The organism is Ochrobactrum teleogrylli (genome assembly GCF_006376685.1).
GTDB classification, from domain to species: Bacteria; Pseudomonadota; Alphaproteobacteria; order Rhizobiales; family Rhizobiaceae; genus Brucella; species Brucella teleogrylli.
In genome coordinates, this window is record NZ_VEWL01000007.1 from 177,099 (window position 1) to 201,933 (window position 24,835).

A 24,835-nucleotide genomic window follows, 5' to 3' on the forward strand; every position below is an offset into this window, starting at 1 on the left:
GGCTGGCATCTTCTTCAGGTGCAGGCTGCATGATTGGAATTCCGGCTTTCGTGTAAGGAGGATATAATCCGAGGATTATCGAGCGGATAACGCAAAACAGGTGCTCTAATGACGAAGAACTGGACCCCGCATTCCTGGAGAAACAAACCGATCAAGCAAGTGCCGTTTTATCCGGACGCACAGGCTCTGACCGACGTTGAGGCCCGTCTTCGCACCTATCCGCCTTTGGTTTTTGCAGGCGAGGCGCGCAAGCTCAAGCAGCAGCTGGCCGCTGTGGCGGAAGGCAAGGCATTTCTGCTTCAGGGCGGCGATTGCGCCGAAAGCTTCGCTGAACATGGCGCGGACAATATTCGCGACTTCTTCCGCGTGTTCCTGCAAATGGCTGTCGTCCTCACCTTCGGTGCTTCCAAACCGGTGGTGAAGGTTGGTCGTATTGCCGGTCAGTTCGCCAAGCCGCGTTCGACGGACATGGAAACGAAGGATGGCGTCGAGCTGCCGTCCTACCGTGGCGACATCATCAACGGTATCGATTTCGACGCAGCCTCGCGCACGCCCGATCCGCAGCGCCAGGACATGGCTTACCGCCAGTCCGCAGCAACGCTGAACCTGCTGCGCGCTTTTGCGCAGGGCGGCTATGCCAATCTGGAAAACGTGCATCAGTGGATGCTCGGCTTCGTCGGCAAGAGCCCGCAGGCGGAACGTTACACGGCTCTGGCGCAGCGCATTTCGGAAACGATGCACTTCATGCGCGCTATCGGCATCACGTCTGACAGCAACCATTCGCTGCGCGAGACTGACTTCTACACGAGCCATGAAGCGCTGCTGCTCGGCTATGAAGAAGCGCTGACCCGCGTCGATTCCACGTCGGGCGACTGGTATGGCACGTCTGGTCACATGATCTGGATCGGTGATCGCACGCGTCAGGCCGACCATGCGCATATCGAATATTGCCGCGGTATCAAGAACCCGCTCGGTCTCAAGTGTGGCCCGTCCTTGCAGCCGGATGACCTCATTCGCCTGATCGACCTGCTCAACCCGGAAAACGAAGCTGGCCGTTTGACGCTTATCGCGCGCTTCGGCTACGACAAGGTGGGCGATCACCTGCCGCAGCTCATCCGCGCTGTCGAAAAGGAGGGCCGCAAGGTCGTCTGGTCCTGCGATCCGATGCATGGCAATACGATCACCGCTGGCGGCTACAAGACGCGTCCGTTCGACCGCATTCTCAAGGAAGTGGAATCCTTCTTCGCGATCCATCGCGCCGAAGGCACGCATCCGGGCGGTATTCATGTCGAAATGACCGGCAAGAACGTCACGGAATGCACGGGCGGCGCCCGCGCCATCTCCGCAGACGATCTTCAGGATCGCTACCACACGCATTGCGATCCGCGCCTTAACGCCGATCAGGCATTGGAACTGGCGTTCCTGCTGGCCGAACTCCTCAAGAAGGAGCGCGATGCGGGCACTGAAAAGCAGGTCGCAAGCGCCTGAAAGGCTCTTGGATTGTAATCATTTGGGCAGGGCGGAGGTTTCGATCTCCGCCCTGTTGCTTTTGAAGCAGAGTTGTCTAAAGCATTCTCCGGCAAAGCGCGAAATCGTGTCCATGGCTTCTGGGGGTATTTATGCAGCGCATTTTTCTGGCTTTTCTGAACTCGATGCGCGCGCTGAAATATCTCGCGGGCAATGAAAAAGCCGTGCAACAGGAACTGGTATTGTTTCTGGTCTCCTTGCCTGTCGCTTTCTTCCTTGCGCCCACATGGCTGGCCTTCCTGCTGATGACCGGCTCGATCCTGTTTCTGATGATGGTCGAAATTCTGAATACCGGCATAGAGGCGACATGCGATGCGGTGTCCCGCGATTTTCATAAGGAAATCCAGATTGCCAAGGACTGTGGTTCATTGGCCGTGCTGATCGCAATTATATTTGTTGTGGCCACATGGGGCTATATAATCATATCGTCTTTCTATTATTAAAATAAATATATTGGAATTTGAAATAGATAAAATAGAAAAAGTTCGTTCATAGTTGCGGTTTTGGGAATTTCTATAATTGATATCTTCTTTGGCGGGGTGATTCCAGGAGATATAAATGACGAGAATAATTTATCTTTTTTTGTTTTTGGTATTTCTAATGTCGGCTGGGCTTTATTTTATTGACGCCAATGCTGCGGATACTGCACCGTGGCAGCCGAATGCACATCATTGCGATAGTTATGAAAACCTGGCGGATTATACACGTTGTATCCTCAGATCACCGAAGGCAGATATGGTGTGATTTATTCCCAGCAACGATTTGGGGATATATCGCATTATTATATATTTATAATTTATAAAATTATTTTTTATAAATTAAATATATCTTGCGAGTAATTTAATTATTATTGGTATTTTGAAATTTTTCAATTTGCGTATTCTGAAGACGTAAATTCAAAACGGAGAAATACTTATGAGTAAATTTATTATGTCTTTCGTTGTTGTAGCTTCTGTTTTCTCTTTTGGTGCTGCATCGGCGAATGCTTGTGTTCTTTCCGGTGAAAACGTGTTTAAGTGCGGTCAAGACTGCGCAAAAAGTTCAAGTGATTGGGGGTATATCGGTTGCTTCGCGACAGCCGTCAATCCATTTGCGAATAGAAAATAACTTCTGGTTGATGTTACGCAAGTTTCTGGAGGAAAACTCTTCTGATTGAAGTGATCTCTGGATATTTCGTTTTCATCCGCAGATTAAACACCGGAGGGGAGGCGTGCCAGTCATTGCATCCCCTCCACTCCCACGCTAAATCTTGCGCAGAAATAGTGTTGGTGAGAATCTCATTATGCTTCGTATTGCAGTCGCGCAGCTCAATCCCGTCATGGGCGATATTGCCGGAAATCTGGCCAAGGCCCGCGCGGCTCGCGTGCAGGCTGCCGACATGAAGGCCGATCTGATCCTGTTCACAGAGCTGTTCATTGCCGGTTATCCTCCTGAGGATCTGGTACTGAAGCCATCTTTTGTCGAAGCCTGCGAGAAGGCCGTCCGAGACCTTGCAGCCGATACGGCGGATGGTGGGCCGGGCGTTATCATCGGAACCCCTCTGCGCCGCGAGAGTGGCTTGCATAATTCGGTCATGGTGCTGGATGGCGGCGAAGTGATTGCTGAGCGGTTCAAGGTCGATCTGCCGAATTACGGCGAATTCGATGAAAAGCGCGTATTCGAGCCGGGTCCGCTGCCGGGACCAGTCAATTTCCGTGGCGTGCGAATCGGTATTCCGATCTGCGAGGATATCTGGGGCGATCTCGGCGTTTCCGAAACGCTTGCCGAAAGCGGTGCAGAATTCCTTCTCGTGCCGAATGGTTCACCTTATCACCGCGCCAAGATGGACCGCCGGTATCAAGTCGTTCTGAAGCAGGTGATGCTGTCCGAACTGCCGATGCTTTACGCCAATCAGGTTGGTGGTCAGGATGAACTGATTTTCGATGGCGCATCGTTCGCTTTCAATCCCGGAAACAAGTTCCCGTGCCTGCAAATGCCGCAGTTTTCGGAACAGATCGCCATGACGATCTGGCATCGCGACGGAGACACCTGGCGGTGCGAGGAGGGCGAGAAGGCTTTGCTTCCGGAAGAGTTGGAAGCGGACTATTCCGCCTGTGTGCTGGGCCTGCGCGACTATGTGAACAAGAACGGATTCAAGGACGTCGTTCTGGGTCTTTCCGGCGGTATCGACTCGGCAATCTGCGCCGCGATGGGCGTGGATGCACTGGGGCCGGAGCGTGTGCGCTGCATCATGCTGCCGTATCGCTACACGTCAGGTGAATCCCTGCAAGATGCAGCCGACTGCGCCAAGGCCCTTGGCGTACGTTACGATATCGTGCCCATTGCCGAGCCGGTTGAGGGCTTCATGAGCGCGCTTCAGCCACTATTTGCCGGTACGGACAGCGGTGTCGCTGAAGAAAACCTGCAAAGCCGCGCGCGCGGCACCATCCTGATGGCCGTTTCGAACAAGTTCGGCTCCATGGTCGTCACGACTGGCAACAAGTCGGAAATGTCGGTTGGCTACGCCACGCTCTATGGCGACATGAATGGCGGCTTCAATCCGATCAAAGACGTGTACAAGATGCAGGTCTATGCGATGTCGGAATGGCGCAACAGCCATGTTCCGCAAGGCTCGCTCGGACCGGCAGGCGAGGTGATCCCGAACAACATCATCTCCAAGGCGCCGTCCGCCGAACTGCGCGAGAACCAGACCGATCAGGACAGCTTGCCGCCTTATCCGGTGCTCGACGACATTCTGGAATGTCTGGTCGAGAACGAAATGAGCAATGCCGATATTGTTGCGCGCGGCCATCCGGTTGAGACCGTGCAGCGTATCGAACATCTGCTTTATCTCGCTGAATACAAACGCAGACAATCGGCACCCGGTGTTAAGATTACCAGGAAGAATTTTGGACGCGATCGCCGCTATCCCATAACGAACCGCTTCCGCGACCGCTGAAAGATAATAGAATGACTGTTACTGTTCGTTTTGCCCCGTCGCCGACGGGTTACATTCACATCGGCAACACGCGCACTGCGCTCTCGAACTGGCTTTATGCCCAAAAGAATGGCGGCAAGTTCATCCTGCGCTATGACGACACGGATGTTGAACGGTCGCGTGAAGAATATGCTGAGGCCATCGCCGTTGATCTGGACTGGCTTGGCGTCAAGCCGGACCGCGTCGAATATCAGTCGAAACGCTTCGATGTTTATGCTCGCGCCGTGGAAAAGCTGAAGGAAGCAGGGCTGCTTTATGCCTGCTATGAAACGGCTGACGAACTGGAGCGTCGCCGCAAGCTGCGTCTCGCGCGCCGCCTGCCACCGGTTTATGGCCGCGAGGCGCTGAAAATCACCGATGCGGAAAAGGCCGCTTTCGAAGCCGAAGGCCGCAAGCCGCATTGGCGCTTTCTGCTGCCGAATTTCGAAACCGATCCGTTCACAACGCAGCGCACCGAAGTTCACTGGGATGATCTGGTGCGTGGCCCCCAGGTGGTCGATCTGGCGTCCATGTCGGACCCGGTGCTGGTGCGTGAAGACGGCACCTATCTCTATACGCTGCCTTCGGTCGTGGACGACATCGATCTCGGCGTCAGCCATATTATCCGTGGCGACGACCATGTGACGAATACCGGCGTGCAGATCGCAATCTTCCGGGCGCTCGGCGCAGAACCGCCGGTCTTCGGACACCATAATCTGCTGACCACCACGACGGGCGAAGGGCTGTCCAAGCGCACGGGCGCGCTTTCGGTTGGGTCGCTGCGCGAAAACGGCTATGAGCCGATGGCGGTTGCTTCGCTGGCTATCCTGATCGGCACGTCGGAAAATGTCACCGCTGCGCCGACCATGGATGCGCTGGCGGAACATTTTGATCTGGCCTCCATCTCAAAATCGTCGGCCAAGTTTGATCCGGCGGAACTGGACACGCTTAATCGCGCATTGCTGCACGAAATGTCTTTTGCCGACGCCAAGCCTCGTCTCACAGCGCTTGGTATTGAAGGCGACAAGGCTGAATCATTCTGGCTCGCTGTGCGTGGCAATCTGGATCGCTTCGGCGATGTGCAGCATTGGTGGCAGATCGTAACTGGCGATTTGCCGGAAGCGCCGGAACTGTCCGATGAGGATCGCGACTTTGTTCGTATCGCGTTCAATTCGTTGCCATCAGCTCCTTGGAGCCACCAGACATGGAAAGTCTGGACCGAGGCCATCAAGTCGGAAACGGGACGTAAGGGCAAGGGTCTCTTCATGCCGTTGCGTCTGGCGCTGACGGGGCAATCTCACGGACCCGAACTGGCCGACCTTCTTGTGCTGATGGGGCCGGACAAGGTTCAGAGCCGAAAGCCCTGACAGTTACTGATTACAAACAAAAACAGCCGACACAGTTGATACTGTGCCGGCTGCTTCTTTTTGCGGATAGGCTTACTTGCGAATCTTCGCCTTGCGCACCGGTGCTTCGCCAGCGCGCTGCAGTGCTTCAACGACCGACAGAGCGGTCATGTTGACGACACCGCGCGACGTGACCGAAGGGGTCAGAATATGTGCCGGGCGGGCGGCACCGAGCAGGATCGGGCCGACATGCAGCGCATCGGTGACGGTCTTGACCACGTTGAGCGTGATATTGGCCGCATCGAGATTCGGGAAAACCAGAAGATTGGCTTCTCCCTTGAGGCGCGAATTCGGGAACACGCGGTCACGCAGCGCCTGAGACAGCGCTGAGTCGCCATGCATTTCACCATCGGATTCGAGGTCGGGGGCCTTGTCTGCGAGGATGGCCGCTGCCTGACGCATCTTTTCCGCGCTGGCGCTTTCCTTAGATCCGAAATTCGAATGCGAAACCAGAGCAGCCTTCGGGACAATGCCAAAACGGTCGATTTCCTTGGCGGCGAGAATTGCCATTTCAGCAATTTCATTCGCGTTCGGATCGACATTGACATAGGTGTCGGTCAGGAACAGCGCGCCGCGCTGCGAAATCAGCAGGCTGAGCGCGGAGTAATCGCGGATACCCGGAACAATGCCGATGATCTGGCGCACAACGCGCAGATGGCGCTCGAAACGACCTTCGAGACCGCAGATCATTGCATCCGCTTCGTCGCGCATCACGGCCAGGGCCGCAATGGCGGTCGAATTGGTGCGCACGATAGTGCGGGCCGCTTCCGGCGTGACGCCCTGACGCCCCGTATAGGACAGGTACAGATCGACATAGTCGCGGTAGCGTGGATCGTCTTCAGGGTTGATCAGTTCAAAATCGACGCCCTGACGGATTTTCAGGCCATAACGGCGCAGGCGCGTTTCGACGACCTGCGGACGACCGACAAGGATTGGCGCGGCGATGCGTTCTTCGATCACCACCTGCGCGGCACGCAGCACGCGCTCATCTTCACCATCGGCATAGATGACGCGCTTGGGTTTGTCCTGCGAACGGGCGGCGGCGAAAACCGGCTTCATGATGAGGCCGGAGCGGAACACGAAGCGGTTCAGCCTGTCGAGATAGGCTTCCATGTCCTCAATGGGGCGCGTTGCGACACCAGTTTCCATCGCAGCCTTGGCCACAGCCGGGGCGATGCGCAGGATCAGCCGCTGATCGAAAGGCGAGGGAATGATGTAATCCGGGCCAAAGGTCGGCGTGTCGCCGGAATAGGCCTTGGCGGCGACATCGGAAGGTTCCTCACGCGCAAGCGATGCAATGGCGCGCACGGCGGCGAGCTTCATCTCTTCATTGATCGCGGTTGCGCCGACATCGAGAGCGCCACGGAAGATATAGGGGAAGCAAAGAACGTTGTTGACCTGATTCGGATAGTCGGACCGTCCGGTGCAGATCATGGCGTCGGCACGCGCAGCACGCGCTTCTTCCGGCATGATTTCCGGCTTTGGATTGGCGAGAGCCATGATCAGCGGCTTTTCAGCCATCTGATTGAGCAGTTCCGGCTTCAGCACGCCCGCAGCCGAAAGGCCGAGGAACACATCCGCCCCGCCGATGACATCTGCCAGCGTGCGCGCATCGGTCTTCTGGGCATAGATTTCTTTCCAGCGGTCCATCAGCGTGTTGCGGCCTTCATAGACCACACCTTCCAGATCGCAGACCCAGATATTTTCACGCTTGGCGCCGAGATTGACGAGAAGATTGAGGCAGGCGAGAGCCGCGGCACCGGCACCCGAGGTGACGATCTTGGCGTCTGCAATCTGCTTGCCTGCAAGTTCCAGACCGTTCAACACGGCGGCGGCCACGATGATCGCCGTCCCATGCTGGTCGTCATGGAAAACCGGAATATTCATCTTGGCGCGAAGCTGTTCTTCAACTTCGAAACATTCCGGTGCCTTGATGTCTTCCAGATTGATGCCGCCAAATGTCGGCTCCAGAGCGGATACCACGTCGACAACCCGGTTGATTTCCAGCGCGTCGATTTCGATGTCAAAAACGTCGATATCGGCGAACTTCTTGAACAGGACGGCCTTGCCTTCCATGACCGGCTTCGATGCGAGCGCGCCGATATTGCCAAGACCCAGAACAGCCGTACCGTTCGAAACCACCGCCACGAGATTGCCTCGCGCTGTATATTCGGCTGCGGTGGCAGGGTCTTCCTGAATGGCGAGGCAGGGCGCTGCCACGCCCGGCGAATAAGCGAGCGCAAGGTCACGCTGGTTTCCAAGCGGCTTGGTTGCCTGGATTTCCAGCTTTCCAGGCTTCGGATATCGATGGAAAAACAGGGCTGCTTCATCGAAATCCGAACGCGTCGGCGTGGAAGGAGTTTTCTTGGTCATAGTCGCATCGCTTTCCATTTTTCCGCACCGCCGGGATGATCAGCGGCGCGTGGAGGGTGCAATCACATGCACACCGAGCCTTTAAACACGTGGGTCGGGCACTTTGGGTTTTAGCTCAAACTCTGACGTCCCATTAGGCCCGTTTTGGAGAATGAGTTTATCTGTAATGTAATGGCCGTGTCAGAAGGCGCTCTGATAAGCGCCGCCGTCAATAACGAGATTCTGGCCCGTTATATAGCCTGCATGCTGCGAGCAGAGGAAGGCGCAAGCCTTTCCAAACTCTTCTGGCTGGCCAATGCGTCCCGCAGGGATGCGGGCTGCGCGCTTGGCAGCTTCTGCTTCTGCGGTGGTGCCGGTCTTCTGCGCGGAGAAGGCAAAGCCTTTGCGCAGGCGGTCCGTGTCGAATGCACCGGGCAGGATATTGTTGATGGTGACATTGGCCCCGGCAACGGTACGGGCAACGCCGGCCAGAAAGGCCGTCAGTCCCGCGCGGGCGCCGGATGAAAGATCAAGTCCCGGAATGGGCGCATAGACCGAGGTCGAGGTGATGTTGACGATGCGGCCAAAGCCGCGCTCAACCATTCCGTCGATGACCGCCTTGATCAGTTCGATCGGGGTGACCATGTTCTGCGTCACGCCTTCAAGAAGGGCTTCGCGGTCGAGCAGGCGGAAGTCGCGGAAGGGTGGTCCGCCATTATTGTTGACCAGAATATCCGGGTTGGGGCAGGCGGCGAGCAGCGCCTTCTGACCTTCTGGCGTCGAAACATCGGCGGCGACAGCGACCACATTGACACCATAAGCCGAGCGAATGGCGTCAGCTGTCTCAAGAAGAGTTTCTTCACTGCGTCCGTTCAGCACGATATCGCATCCTGCCTCGGCCAGTGCTTCGGCGCAGGCGCGACCCAGACCTTTGCTGGAAGCGCATACGATTGCCTTGCGACCTTTCAAGCCCAAATCCACGGCTCGATCCTCTTTGCTTTTTAAAGGTCATGGAGACATGCCACCAAGCGCCAAGTGCAATCAACCGGATTCTGGTTGACGCGCTGATGTGTCCACTTTTCTCGACGCTCATTTGACCATTTTTCGGTGTTTTTCACGCACACTATTCGGTGATCGTGGTTTGCTTGAGGCTGTCTGTTCGTCGGCCACCGTCATCTGCGCATTACAGTCCCGTCATAACTCTGTGACATGAATCAGGTTCTCTGCACGTAGTTTCAGGTTGCCATTGAGAGGGACAACCAAATGAGCACCGATGCAGCGCAGGCCAAGAAACTCCGGACGATTTTTATCTCGGATGTGCATTTGGGATCAAAGGCCGCGCAGGCCGATCTGCTTCTCGATTTCCTGCGCTACCATGATGCGGAAACGATTTTTCTGGTCGGCGATATCGTCGATGGCTGGCGATTACGGCGCAACTGGCACTGGCCGCAGGAACATAACGACGTTGTCCAGAAGCTTCTCCGTAAAAGCCGCAAGGGCACCAACATCATCTACATTGCAGGCAATCACGACGAGTTCCTGCGTAATTTTCAGGGAACGCATTTCGGCGGCATCGAAGTGATAAACCGCGCCATTCACGAGACGGCGGATGGCCGCAAGTTTCTGGTGATCCATGGCGATCAGTTCGACGTGGTGGTGCGCAATGCCCGTTTCATCGCTTATCTCGGCGACTGGGCCTATGACACGGCGATCTGGATCAACACGGCGATGAACCGTTTGCGCTCGCTCTTCGGGTTGCGCTACTGGTCGTTTTCGGCCTGGGCGAAATTCCGCGTGAAAAAGGCGGTCAATTTCATCGGCGAGTTCGAAACGGTGGTGTCCGAAGAGGCGCAGCGCATCGGTGTCGATGGCGTCATTTGCGGTCATATTCACCACGCCACCATCGAAAAGATGAACGATGTTGAATATATCAACACCGGCGACTGGGTGGAAAGCTGCACAGCGGTGCTGGAGCATTTCGACGGACGTATGGAACTGGTCAGTTGGACGGAAATGCGCGACGAAAAATCGTCCGGCGGCAGGGCTCTCGCTCACGATAATCGGGCCGACGACAACAGGATAGTCCGTCTGCCACGTCCTGCCCGTAGCGCGGCGCAAATTGCCGGATGAACAAGCTCGTCATCGTCACCGACGCCTGGCATCCGCAAGTCAACGGCGTCGTTCGAACACTGACAAAATGTCAGGACATGATGCGCGCGCGCGGTTACGAGGTGATTGTGGTTTCGCCACTCGACTATAAGTCGGTTCCGTGCCCGACCTATCCGGAAATCAGACTGGCGCTGACCACGCCCGGCGCATTTCGGCGGCGGTTGGTGCAAATGCAGCCTGACTATATCCACATCGCCACCGAAGGTCCGCTCGGCTACATGGCGCGACAGGCATGTCTGAAAAAGGGCTGGAGTTTCACCACCAGTTTTCATACGCGCTTTCCTGAATATGTTGCGGAGCGCTTTCCGGTTCCCTTGAGCTGGAGCTATGGCTTTCTGCGGCGGTTTCACAATGCCGCATCGCATACGCTGGTTCCCACCCAATCCATTCTGGATGATCTGAAAGAGCGCGGTTTTACCGGCCTCAATCTGTGGACACGCGGCGTGGATCGCGGTGTATTCCATGCCCGCGCCAATGTGAGCCGCGATCTGCCGGAACCTGTTTTCATCTGTGTTGGACGCGTGGCGACGGAAAAGAACCTACCCGCCTTTCTCAGTCTCGATCTACCCGGCACCAAGCTGATTGTCGGTGACGGCCCGGCACTCGATGATCTGAAATCGCGCTTTCCCGATGCGGTATTTGTCGGCAAGCGGGAAGGCGAGGCGCTGGCCGAAACCTATTCGTCGGCTGACGTGTTTGTTTTCCCGAGCCGGACAGACACGTTTGGCCTCGTGCTGCTGGAAGCAATTTCATCCGGTCTGCCTGTTGCGGCTTTTCCCGTACCGGGATCGAAAGACGTCATCGGCGCGACGGGCGCGGGTGTTCTTTCGGAAGACTTGCGCGCGGCCTGTCTGGCCGCGCTGGAGCTTGAGCCTTTCGATCCGGAACAGGTTCTAAAACCCTTCACCTGGGATGCCTGCGCAGACATCTTTGAAGAGGCTTTGACCTCCATAGCGGGCGGACAGCCCCCCGTTCGGGACTATCAGGCAGTTCAGCCCCAGACAGTCGCTTCCGGCGGATAAACAAGCGCGCCATCATAACGAAGGCCGGGTTCGCGGTCCTGTGCAAGGAGCAGTGGTCCGTCGAGATCGACAACCGTTGCCTTCTGGGCGAGCAGAACTGCGGGCGCCATGCCGAGCGATGTGCCCACCATGCAGCCGACCATGATCTTCAGGCCGAGCCCAATGGCCTTTTCGCGCATCACTAGCCCTTCGGTCAGCCCGCCTGCCTTGTCGAGCTTGATATTCACGGCATCATAGCGCTTGGCTAATTCTTCCAGACCCTCTGACGTGTGAACGCTTTCGTCGGCGCAAATCATGACCGGACGTTCGATCTGGCTCAGGATCGCATCCTTGCCAGCGGGCAGGGGTTGCTCGATGAGGATCACGCCCGCATCGGCAGCGGCGCGCATATTTTCGGCAATATTCGCATCGGTCCAGCCTTCGTTTGCATCGATGATGATGCGACTGTTCGGCGCTGCTGCGGCAACGGCGCGAATGCGTTCAATGTCGTTGTCGCCGCCCATCTTCACTTTGATCAGCGGATAATGCGCGACTTTAGCGGTCGATTCCGCCATTTCTTCCGGCGTGCCCAGCGAAACGGTAATCGCGGTCTCCAGCGGCTTGAACGCGCCGCCCAGCATATCGACAACACGTTTGCCGGTGGTCTTGGCTTCCAGATCCCACAGGGCGCAATCGACCGCATTACGGGCGGCACCGGCTGGCATCAGCGTCTGGATATCCTGACGTGTTGCACCATCTTCGATCTGTGCCCGGACGGCTTCGATTGCTGCCGTGACGCTTTCGATGCTTTCGCCATAGCGTGCATAGGGAACGCATTCGCCGCGCCCCTGATGTTCACCGTTGCCGATTGCACACACAACGACTGCTGCTTCGGTCTTCGACCCGCGCGAAATTGTGAATTTTCCGGCGATAGGGTAGCGTTCAACGAGGATGTTCAAGGTATTCTGCATGGAGAGCCTTCCGAATCTCAATCCCGAAAAGTTGATGGGCTTTTGGGATGAGATAGTGCGTGAGAGCGCGAAATTGGGGTATTCGTCTGATTCAACGGGCGGATGCTCCAATACGCTGTATTTCGGTCGTGTTACGACTCGTATATGAGGTTTGCCATGTTGACCGACACTGCTGACAAAGCAAGAGCCGCTGCGAATGTCGCGCCAAAGATCGATGTGGCCGATCAGGATGGCGTGCGTCTGGTTCGCCTGAGCGGACGCTGGGTTTCGCAGAGCGTTCATCTTGTCGACGACAAAATGCGCAGTCTCGAAAAAGTTGCGGGCGGCCAATCCACGCATATCGATGCTTCTGGCATTTCCGGCCTCGATACGGCAGGCGCGTGGCTTGTCGAGCGGCTGAGGCAGCGTCTCATCACCCAGAAGGCGGATGTTCAGCTTGAAGGTATCCGCGAAGCCTGGGCACCGCTGATGGACGAAGTCGGCGGTGCCGTCGAACGCGCGCTCGACGTTCCGCGCGCCAAAAAGCCGTTCTTCGTTATCGCGTTTCTGGCAGCCCTTGGTGGCGGTGTCGTCTCGATTTACAATGACTTCAAGATGTCGATGCATATTCTGGGCGCCACCATTCGCGGCGCGCAGCTGAAATATGGTCGTGGGAGCGGAATTCCGATTGCCGCCATCGTGACGCAGATGGACCGCATGGGCGTGGGTGCCATTCCCATTATCGTGCTGATGTCGACGATTGTGGGCGCCATTATCGCACAGCAGGGCGCGTTTCAGCTTCGCTATTTTGGCGCTGAAATTTTCGTGGTCGATCTGGTTGGCATTCTGGTTTTGCGTGAACTGGGCGTGCTTTTGACTGCGATCATGATTGCCGGTCGTTCCGGCAGCGCCATCACGGCCGAAATCGGCTCCATGAAAATGCGCGAGGAAACCGACGCGCTGACCGTCATCGGGCTCAATCCCGTTGGCGTTCTGGTGTTTCCACGCCTTGTTGCGCTCGTCATCGTGCTGCCGCTGCTGACGATCATTTCCAATCTGGCGGCACTGGTAGGGGCAGGTGGTGTCGCATGGTTTTATTCCAATATCTCGCCGGAGGCCTTTATCAGCCGTCTGCATGATGCCGTGGCGCTCAACACTTATTTCGCCGGTTTGATCAAAGCGCCATTCATGGCGATGATTATCGGTATTCTTGCTTCGGTCGAAGGTATGAAGGTCGGCGGAAGTGCAGAATCACTTGGACGCCGGGTCACAGCATCGGTGGTGAAGGCTATTTTTGTGGTTATCGTTGTCGATGGTATGTTTGCGATGTTCTACGCAGCGATCAATTTCTAGAATTTTGTATGGCCGTTGTTTTGTTTGGGTTCTTTGAGACACAGTTACACAAAAAACTGATCCTGCATTGGCCTTCCGCTGTTCAGTCGGAAGCGCGGCTCGGTTAAAGAATAGATATGGAGAACGGTATCGACGCAGAGTCGCAACCACAGCAGGACGATGGCCACCACACGGCGATACCGATGATTTCGGTGCGCGACGTGACGGTGTCGTTTGGCCGTGCGCCGGTGCTCGATAAGCTGTCCCTCGATATCTACAAGGGCGAGGTTCTGGGCTTCATCGGTCCGTCCGGATCGGGCAAGTCGGTGCTGATGCGCACCATATTGGGCTTGAACAAGAAGCAGTCCGGCGAAATCGAGATTCTTGGGCGCAATATCGATCACCTCAATGAGCTGGAAAAAATGGCCATCGACATGCGGATGGGCGTTCTTTTCCAGCATGGCGCGCTGTTTTCGGCGCTCAACGTGCTTGAAAATATTCAGGTACCGATGCGCGAATATCTCGATCTGTCGCCAAAGCTGATGGATGAGCTGGCGCGACTGAAGATCGATCTTGTGGGACTGAAGCCGGATACGGCAGAGAAATTTCCGTCGGAACTTTCCGGCGGCATGATCAAGCGCGCCGCTCTGGCACGTGCGCTGGCGCTCGATCCGGACATCGTCTTTCTTGACGAGCCCACCTCGGGTCTCGACCCTATCGGCGCCGCGGAGTTCGATGAATTGATCGCGAATTTGCGCGATACGATGGGCTTGACGGTCTATATGGTCACGCATGACCTCGACAGCCTGTTTGCGATCTGCGACCGCATAGCAGTTCTGGGGAACAAAAAAGTGCTCGTCAGCGGCACGATAGAAGACATGCTGCATGTAGACGATCCATGGGTTAAATCCTATTTTCGGGGCAAGCGTGCGCGCCAGATCGATACTTCGGCGCCATCAAGACGGCGGCCCGGCAGCCGCTTGCAGACGGGATAAGATATGGAAACAAAAGCCAATTACGTTCTGGTCGGGGTTTTCACGCTGCTTGTCAGCCTGCTGGCTTTCGGATTCGTGTACTGGATTGCGCGCTTCGGCGAGGCCCGCGATTCCATTCCTATGGATGTGCGCATTCCCGGCTCCGTGACGGGCCTGACTGTCGGCAGTCAGGTTCTCTTCAATGGTATCAAGGTTGGCGATGTCCGTCGTCTGCGCCTTGATGAGAGCAACCCGGAAATGGTTATCGTGCAGACGCGCGTGAATGGCAGCACGCCGATCACGCGTTCGACGGCTGCAACGCTCGGCTTTCAGGGCCTGACCGGACAGGCCTATATCGAACTGAAGGGCGGCAGCCTAGACGAGCCGAACCTGCTGACAGAAGCGGCGAAGGAGGATACCGTCGCGCGTATCGACGCCGATCCATCTGCGGTCAACAATCTCCTTGCCACCGCGCAGGATATTTTCGGACGTGCCAACACTGTGCTGGGCGAGCTGGAAGGCTTTGTCAAAGAAGCGCGTGGTCCTCTGACCGACACGATCAACAACACCAAGACATTCACCGACGCACTGGCCAAAAACGCCGATGTGCTTGACGAACTGGGTTCCAACACCGGAAACATCAAGCAGATCATCGAGGATGCCAAGGAAACAATGGCGCGGCTCAATGCGGCTTCGGTGCGCGTTGACGGCATTCTGGCCAAGACCGACAAGCTTCTGTCTACGGACGATAAGGACGGTGTGGTGGCGCAGGCCAAGGCGACACTCGAATCCATTCGCCAGACCTCGGACAATCTCGACAAGCGCCTCGGACCGATTGCAGATAATTTGCAGCGTTTTTCAGGTCAGGGATTGCGCGACGTGCAGTCGGTGGTCGTGGATAGCCGCCGCTCCATACAGCGTATTGAGCAGGCCATCACAGATCTAGAACGCAACCCGCAGCGTCTGATTTTCGGCGGGCAAGGCAGTGTACCCCAGTATAACGGAAGGGCGCGTCATTGATTTTCTTAAGCGAAAATTCGACAGGCGAGACGCATGGCTTGAAATCGCGCCGCAAGATTGGTGCCGTGGGTTCGGTTTCGCTCTTGCTGGCGGCGCTTCTCGCGGGCTGTGGGACGACACCTCTCGATACATTCAATCTGAGCGCGCCGAAACCTGCTGTTTCGTCGCCGAGCCGCAAGAGCCTGCAGCTACTGGTTCCGACGCCAACAGCATTGAAGGCGCTGGACAGCGAAAACATCGTCATCAGCTCTGCGCCGGGTTCCATCGAGTATCTGAAGGGCGCACAATGGGGCGACAGGCTGACGAATATCGTCCAGTCTCGCCTCGTCCAGGCCTATGAGAATACCGGCGTGTTTGGCGGTGTTGGGCGTCCGGGTGATGGTCTGGCGATCAATTATCAGATCCTGACTGATCTTCGCATGTTTGGCGTTCAGGTTAGCGGCGGCTCCAGAACGGCTGTTGTGGAACTCGCCATCAAGCTCATGAACGACAAGACCGGTGAAGTTCGCTCCACACGCGTGTTTCGGAATTCCGCACCGGTCAGCGGCACCGGCAATGCGGCTTACGTGAAGGCGCTTGATGCAGCCTTTGATCGTACGGTGAATGAAATCGTCAGCTGGACGGTTTCATCGCTGTAAACCGCGCAAATGCAGAATAGATGATTTGAAATGAAAAAGCGGGGCTTAACCCCGCTTTTCTTTTGTCCGGCTGTAGCAGCCAAAGCACGCCGGATTTCGGTCTTATCAACCCATCGCCGCGTTGCCACGTTTGTTAGTCTCACTTCCTTTCGGTAAACAAAAAACGCGGCCCGAAAGCCGCGTTCTGAATTGTTTTGTGGTCTGGTGCCTGATTAGCGCAGGCGACCGCTGGCATGGGCCAACATGGTGTAAACCTTGCCGGTATCGGACGTCAGATAGGTCTGCGTCACCATATTATCGCGATCGTTACGCGCGACGTCTTCGAGCAGACGCTGGAAGTCGTCCATGTAGCGGTCCACGGCGCGGCGAAATTCGCCATCCGTTTGATACTTGCGCTTGATGTCGTCAAACGTCTGCTGGCCCTTGAGCGTGTACAGGCGACGGGTGAAGACGTTGCGCTCGCCGCGGCGGTAGCGGTCCCACAGTTCAACCGATGCTTCATGATCGATTGCGCGGGCGATATCGACCGACAACGAGTTCAGCGATTCAACCACATGGCTTGGCGAACGCGGAGCGGCGGTTGGCTGCACCTTGGGCTGGACGGCTTCTTCTTCTTCACGCGATGCGCGGGCAAGGAGATCGGAAACCCAGCCACGAGGCTTTTCAGTGGTAGCGGCAGGTGCCGATGCAGCCGGAGCTTTTGGCATTTCAACCGGGCGCTGGCGCACCGCAACATCAGCCTGTGGGGCCGGTGCAACTGGCGCCTGAACAGGGGCCGGGCGCTGTGCAGCTGGCGCCGGACGCGAAACCGGACGGTCTGCGCGGCTTTCACCAACATCGACCAGACGGCCAGACTTGTTGACGATTTCAGCCAGTTCCTTAAGCGCGCTGATCTGCTCGCTGACGGCCTTGCGCATGGCAGTCGTCGTTTCCTTGGCTTCAGCAGGCATGTCGAGAACGCCGCGCTTCAGTTCACCACGCGTGGTGTTGAGCTCGGTGCGGATTTCGCCAGCGGTGCGGCGGATATCGTCGGTTGCCGCCGAGAACTTCTGCGCTGCCTGCTCGACGATTTCCGAAACGCTTTCGCGCATTTTTTCCGCCGAGGCGCGGGTCTGGCCTTCTGCGCGCTGGAATGCCGAAGCAACCAGAGTTTCGAAGGACTGCATCAGCTTCTCGATGCCTTCCGACTTCTCGACAAGGCCGGAAGCCAGCTTGTCGAGCGCCTGCTGGCGGTCGGACAGCGTGGAGACAAGACCGTTCTGCGCCGAATTGATCATGTCGGAGGCCGAGGAAAGAACCTTTCCATGGTCTTCGAAACGGTCGGCAATGTCGGCAATCTGCGAGAGGGTGCTGTCGGAAAGCGCACGCAGCGTACCGATATTCGTGTCGATCAGGCCGGTCGAGGCCTGGAACATCTGCGCAGCGCGATTGGTGTTTTCAACGAAGCTCGACGTGGTATCGACGAGGCGTCCATCAATATCCGTCAGATTGCGCGTTGCAGCGTCGATCAGCTTGCCAAGCTCGCCATTCGAAGTGGAGAGGCGGTCGATCAGCTCGCTGACATTGTCGGAGAGACCGGCCTTTGCCTGCTGAACGGCTGCAATGGTTTCTGCCGTGCGGTTTGCCAGTGCGTTGACCAGAGCGGCGTTTTCCGAACGCAGGCGGTCGGTTGCGGCATGGGTTGCTTCTTCAAGCTGCTGTGCCAGACCGCGTCCGCTATCGGCAAGGCGCTGGACCAGCGGCTCAGCCGTATCGTTGAGGATCTTGGTGATTTCCTGCGAGCGGGCCGAGAGAACCGCATTGAGTTCACGGGTGCGCTCTTCAAGGGTAACAGCCGTCGTATCCGTGACCTGCGCGATGCGGGCTTCCACGGAGCCGAGTTCCATCGTGATGCGCGAACCAATGTCGCCCAGACGGGTGGCAATCGCGTCGGCGCGTTCCGCAAGGCGGGCTTCAGTGCCTGCCAGATTGTCGGCAACGCTGACCGAGAAGCTCTCGCTGTGACCAGCAAGGGTTTCGCTCGTCTTCGATGCCGTATCGGCGATGCGGGCCTCGATGGCGCTGAGTTCACCGGTGAGGCGGTTTTCGATGGCTTCAAGGCCGCTTGCAATCGCGCCAGCGCGCTCATTGAGGCGGATTTCGGTGCCTGCCAGATTATCGATAACGCTCGCAGCGAAAGCCTCGCTGTGACCGGCAAGGGTCTCGCTTGTCTTGGTTGCGGTGTCAGCGATGCGGGCTTCGATGGAACCGAGTTCGCCGGTGAGGCGGGTTTCGATATCGCCGAGGCGTCCGGCAATCGCGTCAGCGCGCTCGCCCAAGCGTGCTTCCGTGCCCGACAGATTGTCGATCAGGCGCGCGCTGAAGGCTTCGCCGAAGCCATCCAGAGCCTGACCGGCCTTTGCTGCTTCTGCGGAAAGCGTGCTTGCCGCTTCGCCGATCTTCTCACGCAGCGAGCTTGCAACAACACCGGCGCTTTGTTCCAGTGCGCGGCGAACATTGTCGACGCCGATGGATAGCGCCTTTTCCATGGTCTGCGTGCGTTCTTCGATAATACCAGTCTGGCCAGCGAACGCGTCGTTGATGATAGCGCTGCTATCCGCAATGACGTTTCGCAGGTTGGCGGTGTGCTCTTCAATCGCACCGTTCTGACTGGCGAATGCCTGGCCAATGACGGAACCGCTTTCGGCGATGACACTGCGGAGATTGGCCGTGTGTCCTTCGATAATGCCGGTCTGGCCTTCGAACGCCTGACCGATTGCCGAAGCACTGTCGGCAATCGCGCCGCGCAGATTGGCGGTACGCTGATCCAGAACATCGCTATGGTCTTGCAGCGACTGGTTGAGCGAGGCAGTGCTGTCGCTCAGCGTTGCGCGGATTGCTGCGGCACGTGTTTCAATCGTCTGCTCATGGCCGTTCAGAATGTCGACCAGCGAGTCGTTATGGTTGCTCAGGACGGCGCGGAGGCCACTCGTGCGTTCCTCCACCTGACGAACATGATCACCAAGCGTTGCTTCAAAAGCCTCGCGTCCAGCGGCAATGGACTGGCCGAGCGTTGCCGCGCGTTCGTCCAGAATGCGCGCCAGCGAAGACTGATTGTCGGCAATCAGGGCCTGAAGCGAGTTGACGCGGTCATCGAATGCACGTGCCATGATTTCGCGATTTTCGTTGAAATTATCGCGCATTGCCGCAGTGCGCTCATCCATCAGCTGAGCAAGCATGGCCTGATTGCCGGTGATGACCGTATGCAGGGCGGAAGCGCGTTCTTCCAGCGAGCGAGCGTGATCGGCAAAGCTTGCATCCAGCTGTGCCGAATGGCTCGCCATTGCCTGCTGCAGCGCATTGGTGCGCTCAGCCAGAATGGCCGCATGGTTATCCGCGACGGAGTTGAGCGCCGATGCGCTACCGTCAATCGCATTGCGGATGTCATCGGTGCGGGCTGCCAGCGTATCGGCATGTCCGCGAATGACTGCCGACACGCGGTCGGTTTCGCCTTCGAGCGAAGCAGCCAGCACATCGCGGCTTTCTGCCAGCTTGCCTGCAAAGGCGGCTGCCTTTTCACCGAGAAGATTGCCGACGCTTTCACCGATAGAGGTCAGATCGTCGCTGATCTTCGTCTTGGTTTCGTCGATCATCGAGCTCAGCGAAGCGCGACCGCCGGAGAAGGTCTCGGCAATTTCACGGGTGCGGGCGATGAGGTTCTCGTTGATCTGACGCGAGCGTGTTTCCAGAGCGGCGTTGAGCTTTTCTGTGCTGCTGTCAAGTGCATGAGCGCGTGCCTCAAACTCGGAAAGCAGGGCATGACCGCGTTCGGACAAGGTGCCTTCCAGATTGGCAAGGCGCGTGTCGAATTCGCTGACCATCGATTGCGTCGAGCTGCCAAGCAGATTGGCAATGCCAGCGGCGCGTTCATCGAGAGCCGTCGTGAAGCGTTCGGAGATCGTGCGGGACTGTTCGTCCAGCGTTGCGATACGCGTATCGAGCAGATTGGCAAAAGCCTCGCCCGAGGTCGTGATGCGCGAACCGATGTCACCCGTGCGGGTTTCGATGGCTTCGGCAATGGAGCTGCCGCTCTCATTGATGCTGCCGATCAGACGTTCGCCGGATTCGCTCAACAGCGAGCTGAGCTGCTGGGAAGCAGACAGAACATTATCGCGGATGATGTTGGATGCGCTCGACAGTTCTTCCTTGAGCTGTTCGTGGGCGCCGGAAATCGACGAGCGAACGCGTTCAGCGTGGCTGACGACGGCTTCGCGCTCATTGCCCAGATCGCCGACCAGCGAACGGATGCGAACTTCATTATCGCTATAGGCGCGTTCAAGCTGATTGACCTCGGACTGAACGAGGGTTTCCAGCTCGACGGCGCGGGCGAGCGTGCGCTCGATGCCTTCGTTCATGGCAGCCACTTCGCGACGCACAGCCTGGCTCAGCGTCGAAACACGATCAGCCGATACGGCTTCGGGCTGAAGCAGCTTCATCGCCGCTTCAGACATGCTGCGTGCGGCGTTGTGCATTTCCTGCGCGCGCTTCACAAGCTGCGCAAAGCCCCAGAACATGGCGACGGGCAGGGCAACGCCTGCAAGCACACCAATGCCTGCGGGCGAGGTGAAGAAGTTCTTGGTGGCCTCAAGGCTGGAGAACACAGCCGGATCGATGGCCTTGCTGAGTGCGACGCCACCGGCAGCCCACAAAACGCTGATGGCTGTGGTGGTCCAGTAAAGCTTGGATGTGCGCTCGGTCACGCGGCGCGGCGCGGTTGCGATAGCACGATCGTTGCGCGAATCATCGTTGGCGGGTGTGCGTGCGGCAGGCGCTGCAACGCTGACGGTCGCTGCCGGTGCAACAGGGCGCAGGATTGCTTCCGGCGCTTCCGGCACATCTGCTACCTGAGGCGAAGGAGCGGCTTGCGTGGTGTCGGGCTTGATCGGGGTCGGCTTATGCGGCGTATTGGCGACGATCTGCTGCAGGGGCTGCTGTGCGGAAGACACGGCCTTGACCACCGGCGGTACGGGTGGTGCTGCAGGCGTGGCGATAACGGATGCAGAAACGATCGGAGCGACCTTGGTTTCGGCTGCCACGGCTGCGACCTTTTCAGGTTCAGCGGCTTTCGTCTTCTGTTCCGCGACCAGCTCTTCAGCTGCGCGCGAAATCTGCTCTTCCAGATCGTCGACCGAAAAACTCTCGTCGAACGCACTTAAATCCATATCGATATCGAGATCATCGCCGAAGTCGATGTCGAGTGCCTGTTCTAGTGCCTTTTCAACCTCAAGGTCGAGCTTTTGTGCCTTGGATTTGGAAGCCATTGTTCGCCTACCTCGTACTCAATTACCGTGACGGCCGGATCGTCAAAGAGCCGTTACTAAACTTTATCCGCCATTTTGCATCGTATCGGCTCGGTCCTGTTAAGGAAATAGGCGACACCCGCTGATGCCTAAAACTTTAAATACAAGGTTAACAGAAAACGCTTGGGTTCATAAAAATGCGGTGTTTCCGGGCTTTTTGCAATTATCAGCAAGTTGTGGAAATCAGCAGGGGTCGCTTTTTGCAGTTCGAAAGGCGATGCAAATTCGTTAACAAAATTGCTCGTATTTCGAATTCGATATCCGATAGCGCAATCATAAGCTGTATTTGCCGGGTGCAGGATTCGTCCATCCGACATGTCTGCATTCCCATCTTGTCATCATATGCCGCAATCTTGCGCAACGGCAAGGCGGAGTTTTGCAGAAAACCCATTATATCGGCGCTGGCGCACCGCTTATACATTATAAAACACGGCATATTGGCGCAGTTGGGCTTAACGGGGCTCTTGCAGTTGAAACTAAGGCCGGAACGCCGTATCTGCCTTTGCGAGATTATGCGTGCAGATCCCAATTTCAGGTGATCCATCGCAAGGGATAAAAGATCGCGTGGCTTCACGCGTTTCAAGGAATGAAAATGACCAAGATCGTATTCGTATCTGCTGACGGCGCGACACGTACCGAAGTTGAGGCCGATAACGGTTCCAGCGTGATGGAAGCGGCCATTCGCAATGGCATTCCGGGCATCGACGCCGAATGCGGTGGCGCATGCGCCTGTGCTACCTGCCACGTCTATGTTGATGAAGCGTGGACGGAAACGGTTGGCGGGCCTGATCCGATGGAAGAAGATATGCTGGATTTCGCCTATGAGGTGCGTCCAACTTCGCGTCTGTCCTGCCAGATCCGCGTGACCGATGAGATCGACGGTCTCGTCGTTCAGGTGCCGGAACGCCAGAACTAAGAAAATGGCGGCTGCTCCGGGGATCGTTATAAAGAATGATATAGCGATCATCGGGGCAGGGCCTGTTGCACTTTTCGCCGTATTCCAGCTCGGCCTGTTCGGGTTCAGATGTCAGCTTATCGACGCGCTGGATCGGCCGGGCGGACAATGTTCCGCCTTCTATCCCGACAAGCCAATCTTCGATATTCCGGGTTTCCCCACGATCATGGGCGACGAGCTGGTTTCCCGGCTCCTGGAACAGATCGCGCCCTACGAACCCACATTCCATTACGGTCAGACCGTCACGACGTTGGAACGCGCTGGAGATCGCCTTGTCCTGACGACGGCCAACGATGCTTCATTTGCGGCTGATGCCGTGGTGATCGCTTCGGGTCTCGGTGCTTTCGGACCGGATGGCCAGATCGTGCGGCCCGATCCATTGGCCGAAATCGCTTTGGAAAGAGCTGGCAATGCCATTGCTGTCGCACCTGAAACTTTCGCGACCTCACAGCCCGATATCTATGCGATTGGTGATGCCTGCTATTATCCGGGCAAGCTGAAGCTGATCCTGTCCGGTTTTCATGAAGCCGCCCTCATGACGCAGGCTGTGCGCAAGAGGTTGCATAAAGCCGGATCGTAGGAATCAGCGCGGCAGTTGATTCATCTTTTCAAGACGATAGGTCAGCAGCCGCTCGAAGCGCTTTTCAAAATTGATGGTCTCTACGCGATCGAAGCGTTGCTGCGCTTCGTCATGGGCTTCCATCAGCCGGGCGGTGATCCTGTCGATATCCTTGCGCAAAACGGCGCAGTCCGAGCGAGTGGGGAGGGCGCGGATCTGTCGTTCCATCTCGCTGGCATGGCTGCGCGCGATGACGATATGACTTTCCTCGTGACGGCGAATGTCCTGATAGAGCGTGTCCCAGATCAGAGCCAGTTCCGCTGTCGCCTTGCGGCGCTGCGCCCAGCGCGGCAGCGAGACTTTCGCGTGAACATTGACATAGACGTCCTGCACCTTGCAGGCCTTGCCCGGCGCACGACCATAGCGGACTTTGGCGTCGAATCGGATTTCAGCGGCGCCAGGATGATGCTGTCCGGTTTTCTTCAGAAAGGGGCCGCTGCGGGCGAGCGCCTTGTCGAGTTCGGCAGCTGTCTTGCCATTGACGGTGTAATATTTGAATTCACGGAAGATCGATGCGGCGTCGGCCTGAGATGCAAGGATTGCAAGAGCCGCGCCAAAAGCCAGAATCCGCTTTTTGAAAATCATATTCTGGCACCTTTTTCCTAAACTCGGAATAAACTCATATTTTGCCGTCGCAGCATGGCATGCAAACGTCAAGAGAACTATAACGCTTTGGTTAAATGACATTCGGCCAGCTTGGTTGCATCGCGGGCCTTAATTAGCATCTATACAGGAATATCCGGAAATGACGAAAATCTGGCAACTGGCTCACGGGCGCAGCCTTGAGTTCGGGGAAAAGTCCGTAATCATGGGCATCCTCAATATCACGCCGGATTCCTTTTCCGATGGTGGGCATCACAATGAACTCGAAACGGCGCTTGCCGCTGCCGGAAAGATGCTCGAGGACGGCGCCACCATCATTGATGTTGGCGGTGAATCGACGAGGCCGGGCGCTGAGAGCGTCGAAGCCGCAACAGAGGTGGCCCGTGTTGTACCGGTCATCCGGGCGCTGACGGAACGTTTCGGCTGCATCATTTCCGTCGATACGTATCGGGCTTCAACGGCCCGAGCGGCGGTGGAGGCTGGCGCGCATATCGTCAACGATGTCTGGGGCTTGCAGCGCGAACCGGCTATTGCCGGTGTTGCCCGCGAGACGGGGGCAGGGCTTGTCATCATGCATACGACCCGCGACCGGGAAACCGATCCCGATGTCATTGAGGATCGCGCCGTTTTTCTAAAAAAGTCGCTGGAGATTGCCGCTGCGGCAGGCATTGATCGATCCCGCATCATGCTTGATCCGGGTTTCGGTTTCGGCAAGACCGTGGAGGAGGATGTGGTTTTGATGGCACGGATGGAGGAACTACATCGTTTCGGCTATCCGTGGCTGGTGGGCACATCGCGCAAACGCTTTGTGGGCACGATCACGGGCGAGACCGACCCTTTGAAGCGTGATATAGCTACGTCTGCGACCTCGGTTGCGTTGCGACTGGCAGGAGCCGACATCTTTCGCGTTCACAATGTCGCTTTTAATAGAGACGCACTTGCGATTGCGGATGCTATCCTGCAAGTGAAGCGCAGCGAGAATATGAGAAAGTGA

The 24,835-nt window shown here is 57.0% G+C and carries 19 protein-coding genes and 3 pseudogenes; 15 read left to right on the forward strand and 7 right to left on the reverse strand.

Annotated elements, in window-relative coordinates; all coding sequences use genetic code 11:
• The first annotated feature begins 108 nt into the window (after positions 1-108).
• The 6 genes from FIC94_RS13260 to gltX all read left to right on the forward strand — a co-directional run bounded on the left by FIC94_RS13260 (position 109) and on the right by gltX (position 5,850).
• Positions 109-1,488, forward strand: coding sequence for a class II 3-deoxy-7-phosphoheptulonate synthase (locus FIC94_RS13260; protein ID WP_109368918.1), 1,380 nt, complete (start codon positions 109-111; stop codon positions 1,486-1,488).
• 131 nt (positions 1,489-1,619) lie between these two features.
• Positions 1,620-1,970 carry a diacylglycerol kinase gene (locus FIC94_RS13265; RefSeq protein ID WP_109368919.1) on the forward strand — a complete coding sequence of 117 codons (351 nt, stop codon included), beginning with the start codon at positions 1,620-1,622 and terminating at the stop codon, positions 1,968-1,970.
• 115 nt (positions 1,971-2,085) lie between these two features.
• Positions 2,086-2,271 carry a hypothetical protein gene (locus tag FIC94_RS13270; protein ID WP_140025175.1) on the forward strand — a complete coding sequence of 62 codons (186 nt, stop codon included), beginning with the start codon at positions 2,086-2,088 and terminating at the stop codon, positions 2,269-2,271.
• A gap of 171 nt (positions 2,272-2,442) precedes the next feature.
• Entirely contained in the window at positions 2,443-2,634 is a 192-nt protein-coding gene (locus FIC94_RS13275) for a hypothetical protein (protein WP_140025176.1), read from the forward strand.
• A 175-nt stretch (positions 2,635-2,809) separates the two neighbouring features.
• Positions 2,810-4,465 carry an NAD+ synthase gene (locus FIC94_RS13280; protein WP_140025177.1) on the forward strand — a complete coding sequence of 552 codons (1,656 nt, stop codon included), beginning with the start codon at positions 2,810-2,812 and terminating at the stop codon, positions 4,463-4,465.
• 11 nt (positions 4,466-4,476) lie between these two features.
• Positions 4,477-5,850 (forward strand): glutamate--tRNA ligase, encoded by a 1,374-nt coding sequence (gene gltX, locus FIC94_RS13285; protein ID WP_140025178.1) that lies wholly within the window; start codon positions 4,477-4,479, stop codon positions 5,848-5,850.
• Positions 5,851-5,922: 72 nt separating this feature from the next.
• On the opposite strand, the gene FIC94_RS13290 is transcribed toward gltX, so the two are convergent.
• Both FIC94_RS13290 and FIC94_RS13295 read right to left on the reverse strand, forming a co-directional pair.
• Positions 5,923-8,262 (reverse strand): NADP-dependent malic enzyme, encoded by a 2,340-nt coding sequence (locus FIC94_RS13290; protein WP_140025179.1) that lies wholly within the window; start codon positions 8,260-8,262, stop codon positions 5,923-5,925.
• Positions 8,263-8,442: 180 nt separating this feature from the next.
• On the reverse strand, positions 8,443-9,222 hold the full coding sequence (locus tag FIC94_RS13295) for an SDR family oxidoreductase (protein ID WP_140025180.1): 780 nt from the start codon (positions 9,220-9,222) through the stop codon (positions 8,443-8,445).
• A gap of 282 nt (positions 9,223-9,504) precedes the next feature.
• Between FIC94_RS13295 and FIC94_RS13300 the strand changes: the two genes are divergently transcribed.
• Both FIC94_RS13300 and FIC94_RS13305 read left to right on the forward strand, forming a co-directional pair.
• On the forward strand, positions 9,505-10,371 hold the full coding sequence (locus FIC94_RS13300) for a UDP-2,3-diacylglucosamine diphosphatase (RefSeq protein ID WP_180917984.1): 867 nt from the start codon (positions 9,505-9,507) through the stop codon (positions 10,369-10,371).
• Positions 10,368-11,432, forward strand: coding sequence for a glycosyltransferase family 4 protein (locus tag FIC94_RS13305; RefSeq protein WP_140025181.1), 1,065 nt, complete (start codon positions 10,368-10,370; stop codon positions 11,430-11,432). The genes FIC94_RS13300 and FIC94_RS13305 overlap by 4 nt, the downstream gene beginning before the upstream one ends.
• Here FIC94_RS13305 and dgcA read toward each other — a convergent pair.
• Positions 11,402-12,382: an N-acetyl-D-Glu racemase DgcA gene (dgcA, locus tag FIC94_RS13310; RefSeq protein ID WP_140025182.1), complete on the reverse strand. Its 981-nt coding sequence runs from the start codon at positions 12,380-12,382 to the stop codon at positions 11,402-11,404. The genes FIC94_RS13305 and dgcA overlap by 31 nt on opposite strands.
• Positions 12,383-12,538: 156 nt before the next feature.
• On the opposite strand from dgcA, the gene FIC94_RS13315 reads away from it, so the two are divergent.
• From FIC94_RS13315 to FIC94_RS13330, 4 genes are all read left to right on the forward strand, one after another.
• Positions 12,539-13,714 (forward strand): MlaE family ABC transporter permease, encoded by a 1,176-nt coding sequence (locus FIC94_RS13315; RefSeq protein ID WP_109368925.1) that lies wholly within the window; start codon positions 12,539-12,541, stop codon positions 13,712-13,714.
• A 116-nt stretch (positions 13,715-13,830) separates the two neighbouring features.
• Positions 13,831-14,688, forward strand: coding sequence for an ABC transporter ATP-binding protein (locus FIC94_RS13320; protein WP_121536107.1), 858 nt, complete (start codon positions 13,831-13,833; stop codon positions 14,686-14,688).
• Positions 14,689-14,691: 3 nt separating this feature from the next.
• Positions 14,692-15,687, forward strand: a complete 996-nt coding sequence (locus FIC94_RS13325; protein WP_109368927.1) for an MlaD family protein — start codon at positions 14,692-14,694, stop codon at positions 15,685-15,687.
• A 38-nt stretch (positions 15,688-15,725) separates the two neighbouring features.
• Positions 15,726-16,325, forward strand: coding sequence for an ABC-type transport auxiliary lipoprotein family protein (locus tag FIC94_RS13330; RefSeq protein ID WP_140025206.1), 600 nt, complete (start codon positions 15,726-15,728; stop codon positions 16,323-16,325).
• Between the two features lie 212 nt (positions 16,326-16,537).
• Here FIC94_RS13330 and FIC94_RS22870 read toward each other — a convergent pair.
• From FIC94_RS22870 to FIC94_RS22875, 3 pseudogenes are all read right to left on the reverse strand, one after another.
• A pseudogene (locus FIC94_RS22870) lies at positions 16,538-18,481 on the reverse strand (apolipoprotein A-IV repeat region-like domain-containing protein); the annotation flags it as partial.
• 27 nt (positions 18,482-18,508) lie between these two features.
• A pseudogene (locus FIC94_RS22940) lies at positions 18,509-19,081 on the reverse strand (apolipoprotein A-IV repeat region-like domain-containing protein); the annotation flags it as partial.
• Positions 19,055-21,648 (reverse strand): annotated as a pseudogene (locus FIC94_RS22875) (apolipoprotein A-IV repeat region-like domain-containing protein); the annotation flags it as partial. The pseudogenes FIC94_RS22875 and FIC94_RS22940, both read right to left, overlap by 27 nt.
• A 608-nt stretch (positions 21,649-22,256) precedes the next feature.
• On the opposite strand from FIC94_RS22875, the gene FIC94_RS13340 reads away from it, so the two are divergent.
• Both FIC94_RS13340 and FIC94_RS13345 read left to right on the forward strand, forming a co-directional pair.
• The gene (locus FIC94_RS13340) at positions 22,257-22,580 is read left to right on the forward strand and encodes a 2Fe-2S iron-sulfur cluster-binding protein (protein ID WP_140025184.1); all 324 of its coding nucleotides are present in this window, start codon (positions 22,257-22,259) and stop codon (positions 22,578-22,580) included.
• A 4-nt stretch (positions 22,581-22,584) separates the two neighbouring features.
• On the forward strand, positions 22,585-23,199 hold the full coding sequence (locus FIC94_RS13345) for an NAD(P)/FAD-dependent oxidoreductase (RefSeq protein WP_140025185.1): 615 nt from the start codon (positions 22,585-22,587) through the stop codon (positions 23,197-23,199).
• A gap of 3 nt (positions 23,200-23,202) precedes the next feature.
• On the opposite strand, the gene FIC94_RS13350 is transcribed toward FIC94_RS13345, so the two are convergent.
• A complete protein-coding gene (locus tag FIC94_RS13350; RefSeq protein ID WP_140025186.1) occupies positions 23,203-23,823 on the reverse strand; it encodes a DUF922 domain-containing Zn-dependent protease in 621 nt (206 codons plus the stop codon).
• Between the two features lie 160 nt (positions 23,824-23,983).
• Between FIC94_RS13350 and folP the strand changes: the two genes are divergently transcribed.
• Positions 23,984-24,835: a dihydropteroate synthase gene (gene folP, locus FIC94_RS13355; protein ID WP_140025187.1), complete on the forward strand. Its 852-nt coding sequence runs from the start codon at positions 23,984-23,986 to the stop codon at positions 24,833-24,835.